The following is a 17146-nucleotide window of genomic DNA, read 5'->3' as shown; positions in this document are numbered from 1 at the left end:
CCAGATCACCCGCCGACTGGTGGGCGTCGGCAAGGTTGTTGCGCGAGACGAGCGTGTGCGGGTGGTCGGGGCCCAGCACTCGCTCGAGTTTGGTGAGGGTGGTTTCGTACAGCGGGATTGCCCGACCCAGATCACCCGCCGACTTGTAGGCGAAGGCGAGGTTGTTGCGCGAGAGCAGCGTGTCGGGGTGGGCGGGACCCAACACTCGTTGGCGGTCGGTGAGGATGGCTTCGTACAGCGGGATCGCCCGGTCCAGGTCGCCCGCCGAGTCGTAGGCGGTGGCCAGGTTGCTGCGCGAGGTCAGTGTGCTCGGGTGGTCGGGACCCAGTACTCGTTGGCGGTCGGTGAGGGTGGCTTCGTACAGCGGGATCGCCCGGTCCAGGTCGCCCGCCGAGTCGTAGGCCGCGGCCAGGTTGTTGCGCGAGAGCAGCGTCTCCGGGTGGTCGGGACCCAGCACACGCTCGCTGTCCGTGAGAGTGGCTTCGAACAGTGGGATCGCCCGACTCAGGTCGCCCGCCGAGTCGTAGGCGGCGGCCAGGTTGTTGCGTGAGGTCAGTGTGTCGGGGTGGTCGGGGCCGTGGAGGCGGTGGAGGCTGTCGGTGGCGCGGCTGTGGTGGGCGATGGCGGTGCTGACGTCGCCTTGGCCCTTGTGGTAGCGGCCCAGTTCGTTGAGGAGCCAGCTGGTGTGGGTGGTGTCGGTGTCGGGTGTGGTGTGGTCGAACAGGGTTCGTGCGTGGGGCAGGACCGTCCGGTAGGTGGGCCAGGCGGCGGGATCGTGCGGTTGTCCGGCGAGAGCGGTGGTGAGAGCGGCGGTAGCGGCGTCACGGGCGGCGGCGATGTCCGCGGGCTGCCGGTGGGGGTCGGTGGGGTCGGGGGTCCGGGTGACCGCTTGGACCAGACGGTGCACGGACACCGTGTCCGTGGTGAGGGTGATCATGTTGTAAGCGGCCAGCCTGCCCAGTGCCTCCGACAGCTCCGGCTCCCCGACGATCCCGCCCGCACCCACCAGGGTGCGGGGGATGCCGTCGGGTGCGTACCAGGCCAGCTGTCGCAGCACCTGCCCGGCGGTGGGGGTGTCGGCGAGGTGGTCGAGGGTGACGTGCCAGACCCGTGCCATCGTGCGCTGCGCGTCACCGCCCTCGGCCGTCGCGGTGAACATCCTGACCGGATGCTCCCGCAGCCGCTCCAGGTAGGCGGTGGGGGTGATGCGGGTCTGGGCCAGGTAGGCGGCCGCCTGCTCCACCGCCAACGGCAGCCGGCCCAACTCCGCGCATAACCGATCGGCTCCGTCCAGGTCGGCGTCAGACCACTCCGACCGCACGACCCGGACCAGCAACTCCACCGCTTCCCGCTCCGGCAGCACGTCCAGGGGCACGGTCTCCATCCCCCGCCACCCCGAACCCCGACGGCTGGTGACCACCACCGTCCCCGTCCGCACCCGGCCCAACAGGCCCTCCACGTCCCGCGGGGCGGTCACATTGTCCAGCACCAGCAACCAGCCCTCGTGGGTCGCCAACCACCGCACACCCAGCTCCACGCGCTGCTCAGACGGCAACACCGCCGCCTCCGGCGCCACCGCGACAGCAAGCTCCGCCAACCCGGTCTCGACCGCCGCCGACGAATCCGCCGTCACCCACCACACCGGCGAAAACCGCCCGGCGTGCACCTCGGCGAACCGCGCGGCCAGAGTGCTCTTACCCACCCCGCCCAGACCGTGCACCGCCACCACCACCGCACGACCGCCCGACCCAGCGACGGCGGCCTCCAACCGCGCCAACTCACCCAACCGGCCCACGAACACACCCGAACCCACCGGAACACGACCAACACCCGGAACCGCGGCAACCGACTCCATCCGCGGCACCACCAACGGCGCCTGGACACTGACATTGACGTCCCGCCCCGCCTGGTTGAGCACCGACCCGCCCGAGGCCGTGCCCTCCTGGGTCACCGAGCCCGGCCTACCAGCAGCGTCAGAACCAGCCAACACCCACCCCGAACCCCTCGACAACCACACCCGCCCGCCACCACAACCGACCCACCAACCGAGCACAACGCACAACTGCGGAAACCACCAATTCGAGATCAGGCGAAGATCCGCTCATTCCGCCGAGCGAGCACTCACCTGACGTGAATGCTCAAGCAACGCGAACGTTCGCGAACGGTTCCGCGTGTACAGGACCCTCTCGACGGCCCTGGTGCCGCGTTGTCGGCTCTCGGTGGCCGGTGCGGCTGCCCCCGGTCTGCTGCAGATCCGGGTCAGCTGCGGCCGGAGGGGGTCAGCAGCGGGTGTTTGTTCTCGGTCCAGCCGAGGAACCGCACGGCCGTGCCGTGCTGCACGGTTCCGGTTGGCGTGAAACGGCCGCCGTGGAGCACGTGCAGCAGACCTTCGACCGCCGGTTCGAGTGCGGTGCCGCGCGCCTCGCCCGCCAGCCTTTCCGCGTGGGCGAGCTGCACGGCGGGCTCGCAGAAGGCGAGCAGGAACAGGGCTTGTCGCCACGCGTACGCCGCGTTCTTCACCTGGATCAGCGCCGCGTGCCGGTGGGCCGCGCGCTGGGTCAGCCTGCGGACGATCCAGCCGAACGCCTGCCACGCGAGTTCCGGCGCGCGTTCGCGCAGCTCGTCGGTCAGGTCCAGGCCGTCGACCAGCACGGCGAGGTTGTGCGTGGTCAGGATCTGGCTCTGCTCCAGCACCATGCCGTTCGCCGCGGTGGAGCCGCCGGAGGTGCCCGCCCGCTCCCGGCACAGCGCCGAGAAGTCCTCGGCGGTGTGCTTGCCCCAACGCAACCTCCCCTTGCGCGGGGGCTTGGGCCAGTCTGTCGGCAGGTCGTAGTAGTTCGCGTAGAGCGTGCCGGCCAGCAGGCGGCTCGCCACCGCGCCGGCATCGCGCCATTTGGTGGTGAACGTGCCCATGAAGATGTCCGCGGCCACTTCCTCCACGAGCGGCAGTTCCAGCCCCGCCTGCTTCGCCAGCGTCCTCAGCTCGGTCACCAGCGGGTTCGGCAGCAGTGCGTGCGGGAACGCGGTGAGCGCCAGCATCGTGGTCTGCCGCAGGGCGCGATGTGCGGCCGCGGCGTTGTCCGGCTTGGGCGAGCGGCAGGGGGCGAGCGCGGCCACCCAGGGCAGCTCGGTGAACCGCACCTGGTGTTCGAGGTTGAGCAGCAGCAGGCCGCGACGACGCCGGAACGCCGTGTAGGTCTGCTCGTGCAGCCCCGCCACGACCGGGTCGTCGATCGCCGCGCTCAGCAGCCGTGAGGTGAGTTGCGGCAGCACGATCGCCAGCGTCTCCCCCGACGTGATGACGCCGAGGCGCACCAGCTCGTCCACCGGTGCTTCGAGCGACCGCGCCGCCTTGTGCACCAGGTGGTCCGGCATCGTCGTGCCGCAGGGGATTTCGTCGGTCGCCTCGGCTTCGGACACCTCGGCCGCCGCGACGTCGAGCGACGGCAGGCCTCCGTCCGCCGGGTACCGGTCCAGCCTGCCCGCGAGCACGCCGGCGAGTGCGGCGTGCGTCGGCGCCGCGACGGTGGCCACCCGGGCGGTGCGCCACGCGTTGCGTTGTCCGGTTCCCGGAGCGCCCCGGTGGGTCACCGTGCTCGCGATGACGCGGCGGATCCAGCCGACCTCCCGCGCGGTGAGCGCGTCGCTGCCGTCCGGGCAGGACTCCAGTGCGCTGCGCAGTCTCGCGAAGTTGCTCTTCGGGTTGGTCTGCCTGCCCGAGGGTGCGTGGGTGCGAGACGTCTCGGCGAAGTCCGCGAGCCACTCGGTCCTGGCCGCCGTCCAGTCCGCGGGCCACGTCCGGCACGGCCAGCCGCCGCGTACGGTCCCGTTCTCATCGAGGTGCGGCAGCTCGTCGTCGACGGTGCGGCACCACAGCGCGACCAACCGGTCGTACAGCGGATCCCACACGGTCAGCGCGTCGCGCATCCTGGCGAGCTGCACCGGCACCCGCGCGGAACGCAGCGACGCGGCGGCTTCCTTCACCGAGGTGAGGCGGACGGCGGCATCCGAAGGCCGCGCGACCGGTTCGAACCGTGGCGTCAGCCGCAGCCGGTGCATCAGCGGGCGCAGTTCGGCGACCAGGTCGAGCGCCTGCTCCGGGAAACCCTTGTCCAGCAGCAACGCCACGACGGGCAGCGCCGCGTCCTCCGGAACCTCGACCCGGTAGTGCCCGCTGCGGATCGCGTCCAGCAGCTCGGCCTGGCCGGCGTCGCCGAGGTACCAGGAGTTGAGCCGTTCCCGCTCGTTCCTGCCGGGCACGTCGTCCGGGAGGGAGGCGACGCGGGCCGTTTCGTCCTCGGACAGCTGCACCTCGGCCAGGTACCGGCCGGTCGCGAACCCGCCGTGCGCGACCTCGAGCGTCACCCATGCCGGGGTGTCCGCGACCGGGGTGCGGGAGCCGACCGTGAGCGTGCCGTCGGCCATCCCGTTGACGACGTCCTCCCAGCGCCGCAGCTTGCGCAGCGCCCGCTCGCGGTCGGCCTCGGTACCCGCGGAGACCGCCGCGGCCAGCGCCCGCGCCAGCTGACCGGTCGCGTAGCCGGACGAAGCGGTGTGGACCTGGTCGGACACTGCGGACTCCACGGTTGATCGGACATGGAGGCGGGGATCGAACCCGCGCCCTCCCCGTTGGAAGCGGGGCGATCTGCCACTGATCTACTCCATGAGGTGGGCGGATCGTATCGACCACGCACGCAGGCCGCTCCCGATTTACCCGAAGGACCATGACCGCCGACCTCCACGGCGACTCCGAGCTGATCGCGCCGCGGCCATCCTCACCAAGCTGGACCTCGACAACCGCGTCCACATCGCACTGCTCGTCCACGACGCCGACCTCGATCCGCAAGCGTGAGCCGACCGCTCCCAGAACGCGCACGTGCCGCGAAGAGGGTGGTGGAGCGGGCCGTTGTTCGCTGACTTCCGCGTCGTTCCCGCTCCCGCACTACGATCCGCCTCGTGATCTCCGAACCGCCGCTGCCCGCCGATGTCCGGGCGCTGTTCGCCGACGGCGCCGAGGCCGGCCGGTCGCTGTCCGTCCCGCTGCCACCCGGTCGCCCGGTCACCCCGCAGGGCGGTTCCGGGCGTCCCGCGTTCTGGCTCGGTGACGGGCCGGCGGCGGCGGGTCTGTGGGCGCGGCTGCGCGCTGAGCACGAGCGGTCCGGGTTGTGGCCGTTGCTGCTGGACGCGGCGGACGACGAGGATCCCCAGTACCGCCCGTGGGGCAATGGTGACGTGCGGCCCGACGTGATGTCCTCACCCGACGGGCACGACCCGGCCGTGCTGCTCGCGCGGTGGTGGACCGACCACACCGCCGAGGACCCCGACGACACGCTGACCGCGGCCGAACGCGCCGCCATCACCGCCCCGTTCGGCACCACCTGGCCGGGCCCGGCAACGACCCCGCCCTCGGTCGGGGACGTGGACCGCATCGCCGACGGCCTCGCCGAGCACCTCCTGGCGGGCCACCCGTCGCTCCGCCTCGGGCTGGTGGCGACCGACCGCGTCGCGGACGCGGTGACCAGGGCCGGCTGGACGGGTGCGACGAACCAGACCGGTGACACCGCCGAGATCTCGGCCGTGCTGCGCGGCTGGGAGGACAGGTTCGGCGCACGGGTCGTCGGCGTCGGGCCCGCCACGCTCGTGCTGAGCGTCGCCGGCCCACCCACCACGCGCGAGGCCGCACTGGCCGTCGCCGCCGAGCACTTCGCCTTCTGCCCGGACAACATCTGGCAGGGGCAGGACCCCTGCACGCTGGCCGCCTACGCCGAACGCCTCGTCGACGACCACTCGTGGACGTTCTGGTGGGACTGAGGGCGGCCGACCCGACCGGGTCCACCGCCGTGTGCCGTCGCGCGCCCCTCAAGCGGTGAGTTCCCCGATGGAGATGAAGCCGTCGTCGAGCAGCCGTGTCACCAGGTCGCTCTTGGTGGGCGCGTGGCGGCCCGCGTTCGCGTACTTCGTCCGGACCCGCTGGATGTAGGTGTCCACGGTCTTCACGCTGAGGTAGAGCTCGTCGGCGACGAGCTGCTTGGACGGTGCGGCGAACCAGGCGCGCAGCACCTGCAGCTCACGGGGCGTGAGCTTCGGCCGCGTGGCGGAGTCCGCCAGGACCGCGCCGCTCAGCTCCGGGCTCAGGTAGGTCCGGCCCGCGGCGGCCGCGCGGATCGCGGGCACGAGGCGGTCGGCGCCCTCGTACTTCGGCACGCACCCGTGCGCGCCGAGGGCCAGGCACCGCACCGCGGCGCCCCGATCCGGGTGCTGGGCGTACACGACAACCCGCCTGCCGGCCTCGACGAGCCGCCGCAGCGCGGTGGCGCCCTGGCTGCGGGAGAGCTCGACGTCGAGGATCACGACGTCGGCCGCCGCGCCCGGGCCGGTCCACGCACCGGCGAGGCTGCCGCCCGTGTCGAGCAGCTCGATCGGTGGATCCGCCTGCGCACACCACTGCCCGACGCCCGCGACGATCGCCGCGTGGTCGTCCACGATCACCGCCGTCGTCACAGGTCCCCCTCACCGTCACACGCACTGGTGGTGAGCCTGTCCGGTCGACCTCTCCAACGGATATCGGATGATCATGAACCGCCACTACCCTGGGGTCGGAGGCTGAAGGGGACTTGATGGAGTTTCGTCTGCTCGGACCGCTTGAGGTCGTCGACGGCGGGACAACGGTGCGAGTGGGCGGCCTGCGACAGCGCACACTGCTGGGTGTCCTGCTGCTGCACCGCGGCCGGGTGGTCCCGCTGGAACGGCTGGTGGACGCGGTGTGGGACACCGACCCGCCGCCGTCGGCCCGGGACCAGGTCCGCAACGGCGTGTGGGCGCTGCGCAAGGCGCTCGGTGACGCACCGGGCCGGATCGTGGTCACCGAGGACGCCGGCTACCGGCTCGACACCGACGGGCACGTCGTGGACGTGGACCGGTTCGAGGACGGCGTGCGCACGGCCCGGGCCCGCGCCGAAGAGGGCGATCCGGATCAGGCGAGCGCGGTGCTGCGCGCGGCCCTGGGCCTGTGGCGCGGGCCCGTGCTGGCCGGCCTGCGCGCCAGGCTGGTGCGTGACACGGCGACAGGGCTGGACGAGCGACGGCTCCTCGCGCTGGAGGAACGGCTGGAGCTCGACCTGTCCCTGGGCCGGCACGGCGAGCTCGTCGGCGAGCTCACCGACCTCGTCGGCGAACACCCCGGGCGGACGCGGGTCGTCGGCCAGCTGATGCGCGCCCTGCACGGAGCCGGCCGCTCCGCCGACGCGTTGACCTGCTACCGACGGGCCAAGCGGTACCTCGCCGACGAACTCGGCCTCGACCCGCCCGCCGAGCTGCGGGAGCTGGAGGCCGCCATCCTGCGGGACGACCCGGAGCCGGCCGCACCGCGCGCGGCACCAGGGCTCCACCCCATCGAGGTGCCGCCCACGCGTGGCCGCACGGTGCCCAGGACGTTGCCGTACGACGTGCCGGACTTCACCGGCCGACCCGCCGAGCTGGAACGGCTGGTCGCCATGGGCGCGGCGGCGCGGACGGTGGTGATCTCGACGGTCGAGGGCATGGCCGGCGTGGGCAAGACCGCGCTGGCGGTGCACGCCGCGCACGCGCTCGCGGACCGGTTCCCCGACGGCCAGCTCTTCGTCGACCTGCACGGCTTCACCCCCGACCGGGTCCCGACCAGCCCCGAGGACGCCCTGGCGGTGCTGCTGAGCACGGTGGGCGTGCCCCGCGACCGGATACCGTCCTCCGTGGACGAGCGGGTCGCGATGTGGCGGACCGAGGTCGCGGGCAGGCGGCTGCTCCTGGTCCTCGACAACGCCGCCGACGTCAAGCAGGTCGCACCGCTGATCCCCGGTGGCCCCGGCTGCCTGGTGCTCGTCACCAGCCGCCGCAGGTTGACCAACCTCGACGGGACCGTTCCGGTGGAGCTGGGCGTGCTGCCGGAGCGGGAGGCGGTGGCCCTGGTCGTCGCCATCGTGGGCGCGGCGCGGGTCGCCGACGAACCGGGGGCCGTCACGGACCTGGTCGGGTTGTGCGGGCACCTGCCGCTCGCGATCCGCATCGTCTCGGCCCACCTCCAACGTCGTCCACAGTGGACCATCCGGTCCCTCGTCGAGCGGATGACCAGGGAGAAGCGCAGGCTCGCCGCGCTCACGGCGGCCGCCGACCACGCGGTGACGACCGCGTTCACGCTGTCGTACCGGGCGCTGACCCCGGACCAGCGACGGGTGTTCCGGCTGCTCGGACTGCACCCCGGTGTCGAGATCGACTCGCACGCGGCCGCCGCGCTGGCGGGCCTCGACGTCGACGTCGCCGACGCCGTGCTGGAGCAGCTCGCCGACGAGTACCTGCTCCAGCAGTCCGGCCCCGGTCGCTACACGTTCCACGACCTGCTCCGCGCCCACGCCCGCGCGTGTGCCGAGGACGACGAACCCGCGGCCGCGCGGTACGAGGCGCTCACCGGCCTGTTCGACCACTTCCGCCACGCCGCCGCGGAGGCGGTGAACCTGCTGGACCCGCACGAGCGGGACCGCAGACCACGTGTCGAGCGTCCCCGCGCCGGTCACCTGCCGTTCGGGCACGACGTCGCGGCGGCCCGCGCCTGGCTCGACCGGGAGACCCCGAACCTGCTCTCCGCCGCAACCCAGGAGGGCTGGCCGGCCCACACCTGCGACCTGTCCCTGATCCTCTGGCGGTACCTCGAACAACAGGGACGGCACCGGGAGGCCGAGGCACTGCACACCGACGCCGTCGCCGCCGCACGTGCCACGGCCGACCCCGTCGCCGAGGCGGGCGCCACCCGCAACCTCGGCCGCACCCAGTGGTACCTGGGCGACCTCCCCTACGCGGCGCAACAGTTCGAACGTGCTCTCGAACTGTTCGACCACTCCGCGAACCCGCTGCTCACCGTGACCGTCCTCAACGACCTGGCCACGACCGTGTTCCAGCTGGGGCGGCACGACGAGGCGATCAACCACTGCGAACGCGCGCTGACCATCTGCGCGGGGACCAACGACCCCACCGGCGAGATGCAAGTGCTCATGACCCTCGGCAACGGCCACTCGTTACTCGGGGACGACGAGGCGTCGAGCCGGTACCTCCACCAGGCGCTGCGGCTCGCCCACGACGTCGGCAACCGCAACATCGAAGCCCGCGCCCGGCTGAACATCGGTGACATGTACGCCGGCACCGGCTTTCCCGACCTGGCGAAGACCTACCTCGAACGCGCGTTGGAGCTGTACCGGGAGATCGGCAACCGCGAGGGCGAAGCGGTCGCGCTGGCCAACCTCGGCAGCGTCCACACGCGACTCGGCGACGAGCGACGGGCCGCGGGGTACCTCGACCGGGCACTGGCCTTCTTCCAGCGCAACGGCGACCGGCGCTGGCAGAGCGAGGCACTGCGCGAGATCGGCACCCTGCACGCGCGAGCGGGGCGGCACGAGCAGGCCGACCGGTACTACAACGAGGCACTGGACCTCGTCCGGCAGATCGGCAACCACTCGGCGGAGGCGGGCATCCTCGACCGCCTGGGCGAGAACGCCGATGCGCGCGCCGCCCGGGCGACCGAGTGAGACCTCACCACCGGACGCCGTCCCGGGGCTCACGAGGTCGCGGCCGTCACCACCAGGGGAAACCCCACTTCCGGCCCTGAGTACCCACTTCGGCGCCCTCCGCGGAGCCGGCACCCGCGTTCGCCGCCGAGCCCGCCACGACGTCCGTGCCACGACCAGCCGACACCTCGCGGTTGTCGTCCAGCGCCAGCGCCGGTGCCACAGCACCGAACGCCATCGCCGCGGTCATGACCCCCACCACCACCGATCGGTTCCACAGCCTCATCCGAAACGTTCCCTCCAGTCCGTGCCCGTCAGCGAAGGCGACTCCTTGAACCTCGCCCTGGATCCTAGGAACGCCGACGCCGCCGCACTGTCAGGCGAACACCCGACACCTGCCCGCCGGGGACCGGCGTCCGCAGGGGTCGGGTGGCCGTGAACCGAGGGCCTACGGCTTGTCCGCGACCTTGATCCTGCCCTCGATGATCTGGGCCTTGAACCCTTCGAGGATCCCTTGCAGCTCCGCGTCGATCCGGCCGCCCGACGTGGCGTAACCGACACCGTCCACCTTGAGGTCGAAGACGTCCGGCAGCGAGGCCAGGTCATCCCTCGCGGCGGCCTCGAAGAAGTCGTAGACGGCCACGTCGACGCGCTTGAGGCTCGACGCGGCGATGACGTCCCTGTTGTCCGCGAGCGCCGGCTGGTTGTACTGGTCGGCGTCACACCCGATCGCCAGCACACCAGCCTGCTTCACCGCGGCGAAGACGCCGATGCCGGACGCGCCGGCGGCGGGGTAGAGGACGTCCGCGCCCTTGTCGATGAGCCCCTTCGCGGTCTCCGAGCCCTTCGCCGGGTCCTGGAAGCCGGTGAAGTCGGTGGCCGGCGTGATGTACTTCGTCTCGACCACGATCTTCGGCGCGGCGGCCTTCGCACCCTGCACGTAGCCCGCCTCGAACTTCCGGATCAGCGGGATGTCGACGCCGCCGATGAAGCCGATGTGGCACTTCTTGCTCTGGTACGCGGCCACGACGCCGGCCAGGAACGCCCCCTCCTGCTCGGCGAAGACCAGCGGGGTGACGTTGGCCGCGCCCTCCACGGCGGAGTCCACCAGACCGAACCGGACGTCCGGGAACTCCGGCGCGACGACCTTCAACGCCTCGGTGTAGGCGAAGCCGACGCCGACGATCGGGTTGAAGCCCTCGCGCGCGAGTTGGCGCAGGCGGGACTGCTTCACCGACTCGTCCTCGTTCGGGGCGGCGGAGAGCTCGCGGGTGTTTCCCCGCTCGATGCCCAGGTCCTTGATCGCCCGGTCGAACCCGGCCGCGGCGAGGTCGTTGAACGACGCGTCGCCACGACCACCGATGTCGTAGGCCAAACCGATCTTCAGCGCACTTCCGTCGACCTTCCGGTCCTCGGCCTCGCCGACGGCGGCACTGGTGTCCGAGGTGGCGGGCGGGCTGGGCGGCGTCGCGAACTCGCAGGCGGCACCGGCGACGTCGGTCGAGCCGGTGGTCCCGCCACCGGGGTCCTTCGCGCAGGCACTCGACACCATGAGACTGGTGAGCGCGATCGCGGCAACAGCGGTGCCGAACACAGGACGGCGCACGGCTCGTCTCCCTCCCTGCTCATCGAGCAGACAACCGTCCCCGATGGCCGTATCAGGGCTTTCGCGACGGACCGTACCTTCTCGCCGTGATCATCCGGGTGGGCGCTCATCTGCTGGGAACGGCGTTCGGCCACCCGTCCGGCAGACCCGGTTCGGAAGGGCTAATCGGGGTTGTCGGGCCGTTCGGGAGCCGCGAGCATGGCGGCGGCTCCGATGTGGTTGAGGCAGAACTCCACCGAGTGGGCCATCAGCCAGCCGGTCTGCGCGTCGCGGAAGATCCGTTGGATCGGGGAGGTGGCGACGAAGCCGGATCCGCCGCCGACTTGCAGGCACAGCTGCGCGATGTCGCGGGCGACGCGGTTGGCCGTCGGTTTCGCGCGCATCGCGGTGGGCAGGAAGTCGGGGGAGTTCCGGTCGGCGAGCCAGGCGTTGTTGTGGGCGACCAGTGCGGCCGCTTCGAGTTGGAGCACGGCGTTGGCGACGTCGAACTGGAGGTGCTGTTCGGCCGCCAGGGGTTGGCCGGTGGAGGGCAGCGTTCGTGTGCGCGCGTAGCGGATGAGCGTGTCCAGCGCGGTGTCGGCGATGCCGAGTGAGAGCCAGGCCAGGCCGGCGGCGATGTGGTTGGGCCCGGGCCGCGAGGACGGCGGGCAGCGTCGGTCGGAGCGGAGCACGGTGCCGTTGAGACCGATCAGGTGGCTGCGGGTGGCGCGCAGTCCCAGGGTGTCCTGTGGTTCGAAGGTCACGGTGGGGTCCGGTTCGAGCCCGAACAGGGTGGGTTGGCCGTCCACGAGTGCGTTGATGAGGAAGTGGTCGGCGATCTCGCAGCCGGACACGAACCGCTTCGCGCCGGTGAGCCGGTACCCGCCGTCGACGGGTTCGGCGACCTGCTGGGGCGAGAGGAACTGGTTGCCGCCCGAGGGTTCGGACAGGGCGTTGGCGAAACGGCGTCCCGCGATGAGCTCGTCGGCGTAGTAGCGGGCCACGTCGGGGGTGGAGTGGCGCACGAGGCCTTCGGCGGCGCCGATGTGCATCAGCCACAGGCAGGCGGTGGACGGGTCCGCGGCGCTGAGGACCCGCAGGACCGCGCCGACGGTGCGGTAGCTCAGCGACTGCCCGCCCCACTCCCGCGGCAGGGTGGCCTGGTCGAGGCCACTGCCGTGCAGTGCCCGCAGGTTCGCGACCGGCAGTTGCGCGGTCCGGTCGAACTGGTCGGTGGTCGCGGCGAAACCGGTGGCCAGGTCTGCGGCCACCCGAACCCACGAACGCTCGTCCGGTGGTGGGCCGAGCGGGTGGTCGTCGGACATCGGCGTGGTCATGGTTTCCAGGTCCTCCCGCGTGAGCGTCTGTGCAGGTGGTCGAGGTGGAACGGGTGGTGAGCGGGCCGGCTCGACCCCGGCCCTGCGCGACACGGGCGCGGTCGAGGCTGCCCATCGCTCGTTCTACAGCCCCTGGCGTCAGGAGCCGGCTCGACAGCGGAGCCGCCCTCAGGCCCGACCGGGTCAGAGCCGTTTCGTGGTGAACAGGGTGGTCCCGTGGACCGCGTCCACCTCCTTCCGCCCGGTCTCGGTGAACCCGAGTTTGGCCAGCACACGGCGAGAAGCGGTGTTCCAGTCCCAGACCGTGGCCCACAGACGTTCGTACCCGGACGATCTCGCCCAGTCCAGGACCGCCGCCGAGGCTTCGGTCGCGTATCCCTGACGCCAGACCCGGCGCAGCAGCTCGAACGCGAGTTCCGGTTCCCCCTCCGAACCTCGACCGCCGACCAACCCGCAGTAGCCGACGACGTCACGAGTGGCCTTCCGCTCGACCGCCAGTAGCCGGGACGACGACAGGTCGGTCCGGATCGAGTCTTCGAGCTCCTCGACCGTGGGGTGCCCCTCGGCATCGATCCGGCGGTGCGGCGGCACTCGTGGATCACGTTCGGTCCACAGCTCACGCAGGACGACAGCCTCGGCCACCCGCCACGGCCTGAGCAGCAGGCGACCCGTCTCGAGTGCGACCTCGCGTCCCGGCGTCCTCCCGACTGCCATGACAGCAACTCTCCCACGCGCCGTTGACTCGGCTGGGCACAGCCGTCAGGGGCGTGGCCGTTCGGGGTCGAGGGTGGCGAGGAGGCGGGTGGTCCGGGCTGCCTGCGGGGTGTTCATCGCACGTTGGACGGTCAGTGCTTCGTGGAGGCGTGAGATGGCTTGGAGGGTGTCGCCCGCGTGGTGGAGGCAGTGAGCTTCACCGATGAGGGCGTTGGCTTCGTGGCGTTTGGTGCCGCAGGCGCGGGCGAGCCCGAGGGCGGTGGTGTAGTGGTTGTGGGCGGATCCGCTCTCCGGGTGGTCGAGGGCGAGGTCACCCAGTGCGTTGTGGGTTTCGGCTTGGGCGTCGATGTCCTCGCCCCGCGTGAAGAGGTGCAAGGCGCGGGTGAGGTGGGAACGGGCGGGTTCGGGTTCGTGTCGTCGGTGGTGGGCGATGCCGACGCCGAGGTGCGCGTTCGCCTGTCCCAGCAGGTCTCCTCTGCGGGTGTGCAGGTCCAGCGCCCGTTCCAGCGTGTCGACCGCCCGGTCCGTCTGCCCCCGCAGCAAGTGCACGTAGCCGAGGTTGTTCAGCGCGTTGGCTCGTGCCAACGGATCCTCGCTGCGGCGGTACACCTCGACCGCCTGCGCCAGGGTGTCGCCCGCCTCGTCGGCCTCTTCCCGCAGCAGGTGCACGTAGCCGAGGTTGTTCAGCGCGTTGGCGCGGGCCGCCAGGTCGTCGCTGCGGGCGTACAGGTCCACCGCGCGCCTCGAAGTGTCGACGGCCTTGTCCGACTCGCCTCGCAACAGGTGCACGTAGCCGAGGTCGGTGAGCGTGGCGGCCTGTCCGGGCGTGTCGTCGGTACGGGTGTACAGCTGGAGGGTCCGGGTCAGAGTGGCTGTGGCGGCGTCCAGGTCGCCTTGTCTCCGGTACACGTAGCCGAGATCGCTCAACACGGAGGCTTGGGCGCGGAGGTCGCCGGTTCGCGTGGCGGTGGTCAGGGCGGTGCGCAGCATGGCGCGGGCGTGGTGCCAGTGCCCGACCGCGCGGAAGTACGGGTAGAGCGCGGTCGACAGGCCCAGGGTGTGGGTCGGGTGCGTGGTGTGGGTGTGCTCGACGGCGGTGACGAGAACGGGTAGTTCGGTGGTCAGCCAGTCGAAGGCGTGGTCCGTGGTCGTGATCGGAACGGGGTGTGCCGGGGGAGCGGGAGCGATCGGTGTGCTGCGCGGGCGGCGCGCTGGGAGGAGGCGGGTGGCAGTGTGCGCGGTGTGCAGGTAGTAGTCGAGGGCTCTGGTGGTGGCTTGCCCGCGGTGCTCGGGGGACAGTCGGGTGGCGCGGGTGTGGGAGTAGGCGCGGAGCAGGTCGTGCAGGCGGTAGCGCTCCGGGCCGGTTTCCTGGACGAGGTGGCGGATGTGCAGGGCGTCGAGCGTGCGGCGTGCGCGGGTGGGGGTGATCCCCGCGAGGGCCGCGGCGGCCGGGACGTCGATCTCGGGGCCGTGGTGGACGCCGAGCAGGGCGAACATCTGCTGTTGCCGGGAGGTCAGGTCGTGGTGGCTGGTGTCGAAGGCGGCTTCGACGGAACGGTCGCCGTAGTCGAATTCCTCCAGCTTGTCGGCGTCCTGGGCGAGTTGGGCGGCGACGGTGTCCGCGAGGTGTCGGACGGGCCAGGCCGGGTGGGCACGGAGTTGGGACGCGGTGATGGCGATCGCCAGCGGCAGTCGTCCGCACAACTCGACCAGTCGGGTCACCTGCTCGGCTTCGGCCGGGTCGGGTGTTCGGCGGGCCAGGCGCAGCAGCATCCGGGTGGCCTCGGAGGGTGGGAGGACGTCGAGGGTGAGGGGGTGGACACCGTCGAGTTCGGGGAAGCGGTTGCGGCTGGTGATCAGCACCAGGCTTCCTCTGGTGCCGGGGACGAGAGGGGTGACTTGGTGGTGGTCGGCCGCGTCGTCGAGCAGGATCAGGAGCCGGCGATCGGCGACGACGCTGCGCCACAGGCGCGTGCGATCATCGAGGGTGCCGTGTCGGGCGAGGACGTCGTTGCGCACCCCCATGTCCACCATCAGCGCGTGCAGGGCGTCGAAGGGATCGCGGGGTTTCTGCCCGGGGGTGTGGCCCCAGAGGTTGAGGAACAGCGTGCCGTCGGGGTAGTTCGAGGCGAGGGTGTGGGCGGCGTGGACGCCCAGGGTGCTCTTGCCCACGCCGGGCATGCCGTCGATGGCATGGATGGCGACGGCAGTGGCACCACCGCCGGAGGCTTGCTCGACGGCATTGAGCAGTTGGCGGAGTTCGCGTTCACGACCGGTGAAGTCGGCGAGATCCTGCGGCAGGGTTCTCGGCACCAGCGGCATACCGGCCGAAGTGGGGCGCATGATCGACGAATCGGCGGACATCGTCGTGGTGTGGAAGTGGACGCCGCCGTGGACAGTTCCCGCCTGCACGATGTGGCCGTAGCCCGACTCCAGGTGGTTGACGACGCGCGCTTCGCCCTCACCGTCGTCGCGAACCGGTCCGCGTTCCACGACGGCACCCTCCAGAGGAGTTCTGTCCAAGCCCGGTCGGGCCCATCGTGCCAGTGGCGTAGCTCATCAAGGCGGACTTCCCGACAGCTCGTCGCGAGTGGCTGACGCGCGCATGCCGACCCTGTCGTGGCGCCGGGGTCCGCCGAGCGGCGGACCCCGGTGATCGGGAGACGCGCGCGGGTCAGGCGCGCGGCAGGGTGAAGATCAGGCCTTGGCTCATGGTCGAGCGGATGCCCTGCACGTCCACGGTGACGACCTTCGCCCGGTGCTGCTTGTCCGGGGTCAGCCCCGTCAGCGTGACCTGCTCCTCAGTGACAAGGCCGGTGTGCCCTCCGTCCAGGTACACCTCGTAGCCCTTGGTGGGGTTCCACCAGGAGTAGCCCTCCCAGTCCAGCGTCACGGACGTCGGCGTCATCGAGACCACCCGCAACCAGCTCGGGCGCGGTGGCCGCTCGAAGTGGGCCGCCTGCGACAACACGGTGCCCAGCAGGTCGTTCTGCGCCGGGTCGTGCGAGCAGGACGCGGTGACCGTGCCGAGGGGCGTGCCGTCGGCGCGCTCGGGGCGCAGTGTCAACGTCAGGTCGTCCACGCGCAGGTCGTAGGAGCCCGGTGTGCTCAGCCGCTGCACCGGGAAAGAACCCGCGGCCCGCACCGCGGTCCTCTCGGTGGTCGTCAGCCACGTGGGCGCGAGGGTGAACGCGGCCTGGGTGGTCCGCGTCCCGTCCGGGCCGATGATCCTCGCGTCGAGCGTCGCGGTGCTGTCGCCGTCCAGGCGCACCCCGCCGGCGAAGGTCATGGCCGGGCGCAGCTCGCGCAGGTCCAGGTCCACGTCGATGTGGGCGTAGTCGTGGCTGGCGACGGTGTTCAGGCCCGCGCCTTCGTCCGGCAGGCCGCCGACGACCCACACGGTCAGCCCGACGTCCGGTCCGAGGGAGGTCGTGCAGGCGTAGCTCATCCGCACCGCGGTCGTCTGCGCCGACGCCGAACCCGCGGCCCCCGTCAGCGCCCCGGCGGCCACCAATGCCGGGACCAGTGACCACGCGGTGACGCGAAATGGGTTCCATTTTTTGCGCAACTTTATGCCCCCTCCGTGTTCGCTCGCCCACGGACAGTGTTCCGCACATCAACGTCTTTGCGTGTGAACCATTCAGCCGCAGCAAGCGAAAAACGATGCCGATCAACGCCGACACACCACGCCACAACGAAAGCGCACTCCTGCCACAGAACGGTCGTCATTGCGACGCAACCACATTCCGACCGCGTGTCACCTATCCTCGGTGACCTTCATAGCTTCAGTGTTGACCAAACAAGCAATATGACCTCCCTGTCAGGTGTTCACCGGACACCCGAGGCGGCCTCGGCTTCCTAACGTTGTAGGCGGGCCGCGGCGGTCGAATGGGGACGAACCGCCGCGCCCGCCCTTCTTCCGCGCCGCCGCGCCTACCGCATCACGCATCCAGCCCCACCAGCGGCTCATCACGAGCGGG

At 71.4% G+C, this 17146-nt stretch carries 11 protein-coding genes and 1 tRNA gene; 2 read left to right on the top strand and 10 right to left on the bottom strand.

What is annotated here, in order from left to right; all coding sequences use genetic code 11:
- From AB0K14_RS21260 to AB0K14_RS21250, 3 genes are all read right to left on the bottom strand, one after another.
- Positions 1-1951, bottom strand: a 1951-nt coding sequence (locus tag AB0K14_RS21260) for a tetratricopeptide repeat protein (protein ID WP_364338524.1), incomplete at its 3' end; no start/stop codon positions are given.
- A 308-nt stretch (positions 1952-2259) separates the two neighbouring features.
- Entirely contained in the window at positions 2260-4572 is a 2313-nt protein-coding gene (locus AB0K14_RS21255; protein WP_360463171.1) for a hypothetical protein, read from the bottom strand.
- Positions 4573-4594: 22 nt separating this feature from the next.
- Positions 4595-4666 (bottom strand) — tRNA-Gly (locus tag AB0K14_RS21250).
- 290 nt (positions 4667-4956) lie between these two features.
- Here AB0K14_RS21250 and AB0K14_RS21245 point away from each other — a divergent pair.
- Positions 4957-5811, top strand: a complete 855-nt coding sequence (locus AB0K14_RS21245; RefSeq protein ID WP_360463174.1) for a DUF4253 domain-containing protein — start codon at positions 4957-4959, stop codon at positions 5809-5811.
- A 48-nt stretch (positions 5812-5859) separates the two neighbouring features.
- On the opposite strand, the gene AB0K14_RS21240 is transcribed toward AB0K14_RS21245, so the two are convergent.
- Positions 5860-6501: a response regulator transcription factor gene (locus AB0K14_RS21240; RefSeq protein ID WP_360463177.1), complete on the bottom strand. Its 642-nt coding sequence runs from the start codon at positions 6499-6501 to the stop codon at positions 5860-5862.
- A 116-nt stretch (positions 6502-6617) separates the two neighbouring features.
- On the opposite strand from AB0K14_RS21240, the gene AB0K14_RS21235 reads away from it, so the two are divergent.
- Positions 6618-9551 (top strand): BTAD domain-containing putative transcriptional regulator, encoded by a 2934-nt coding sequence (locus tag AB0K14_RS21235; protein WP_360463180.1) that lies wholly within the window; start codon positions 6618-6620, stop codon positions 9549-9551.
- Between the two features lie 46 nt (positions 9552-9597).
- On the opposite strand, the gene AB0K14_RS21230 is transcribed toward AB0K14_RS21235, so the two are convergent.
- The 6 genes from AB0K14_RS21230 to AB0K14_RS21205 form a co-directional block, all read right to left on the bottom strand.
- On the bottom strand, positions 9598-9780 hold the full coding sequence (locus tag AB0K14_RS21230; RefSeq protein ID WP_360463183.1) for a hypothetical protein: 183 nt from the start codon (positions 9778-9780) through the stop codon (positions 9598-9600).
- A 198-nt stretch (positions 9781-9978) separates the two neighbouring features.
- The gene (locus AB0K14_RS21225; RefSeq protein ID WP_360463211.1) at positions 9979-11124 is read right to left on the bottom strand and encodes a BMP family ABC transporter substrate-binding protein; all 1146 of its coding nucleotides are present in this window, start codon (positions 11122-11124) and stop codon (positions 9979-9981) included.
- Positions 11125-11297: 173 nt separating this feature from the next.
- A complete protein-coding gene (locus AB0K14_RS21220; protein ID WP_360463186.1) occupies positions 11298-12452 on the bottom strand; it encodes an acyl-CoA dehydrogenase family protein in 1155 nt (384 codons plus the stop codon).
- A gap of 183 nt (positions 12453-12635) precedes the next feature.
- Positions 12636-13166, bottom strand: a complete 531-nt coding sequence (locus AB0K14_RS21215; RefSeq protein WP_360463189.1) for a GNAT family N-acetyltransferase — start codon at positions 13164-13166, stop codon at positions 12636-12638.
- 45 nt (positions 13167-13211) lie between these two features.
- A complete protein-coding gene (locus tag AB0K14_RS21210) occupies positions 13212-15659 on the bottom strand; it encodes a tetratricopeptide repeat protein (protein WP_360463191.1) in 2448 nt (815 codons plus the stop codon).
- A gap of 181 nt (positions 15660-15840) precedes the next feature.
- Positions 15841-16734: a fibronectin type III domain-containing protein gene (locus AB0K14_RS21205; protein ID WP_360463193.1), complete on the bottom strand. Its 894-nt coding sequence runs from the start codon at positions 16732-16734 to the stop codon at positions 15841-15843.
- Positions 16735-17146: the final 412 nt, after the last annotated feature.

The sequence above is a fragment of the Actinosynnema sp. NPDC050801 genome (assembly GCF_040673975.1).
Lineage (GTDB): Bacteria > Actinomycetota > Actinomycetes > Mycobacteriales > Pseudonocardiaceae > Actinosynnema.
This window is presented reverse-complemented; position numbering and strand designations above follow the sequence as displayed.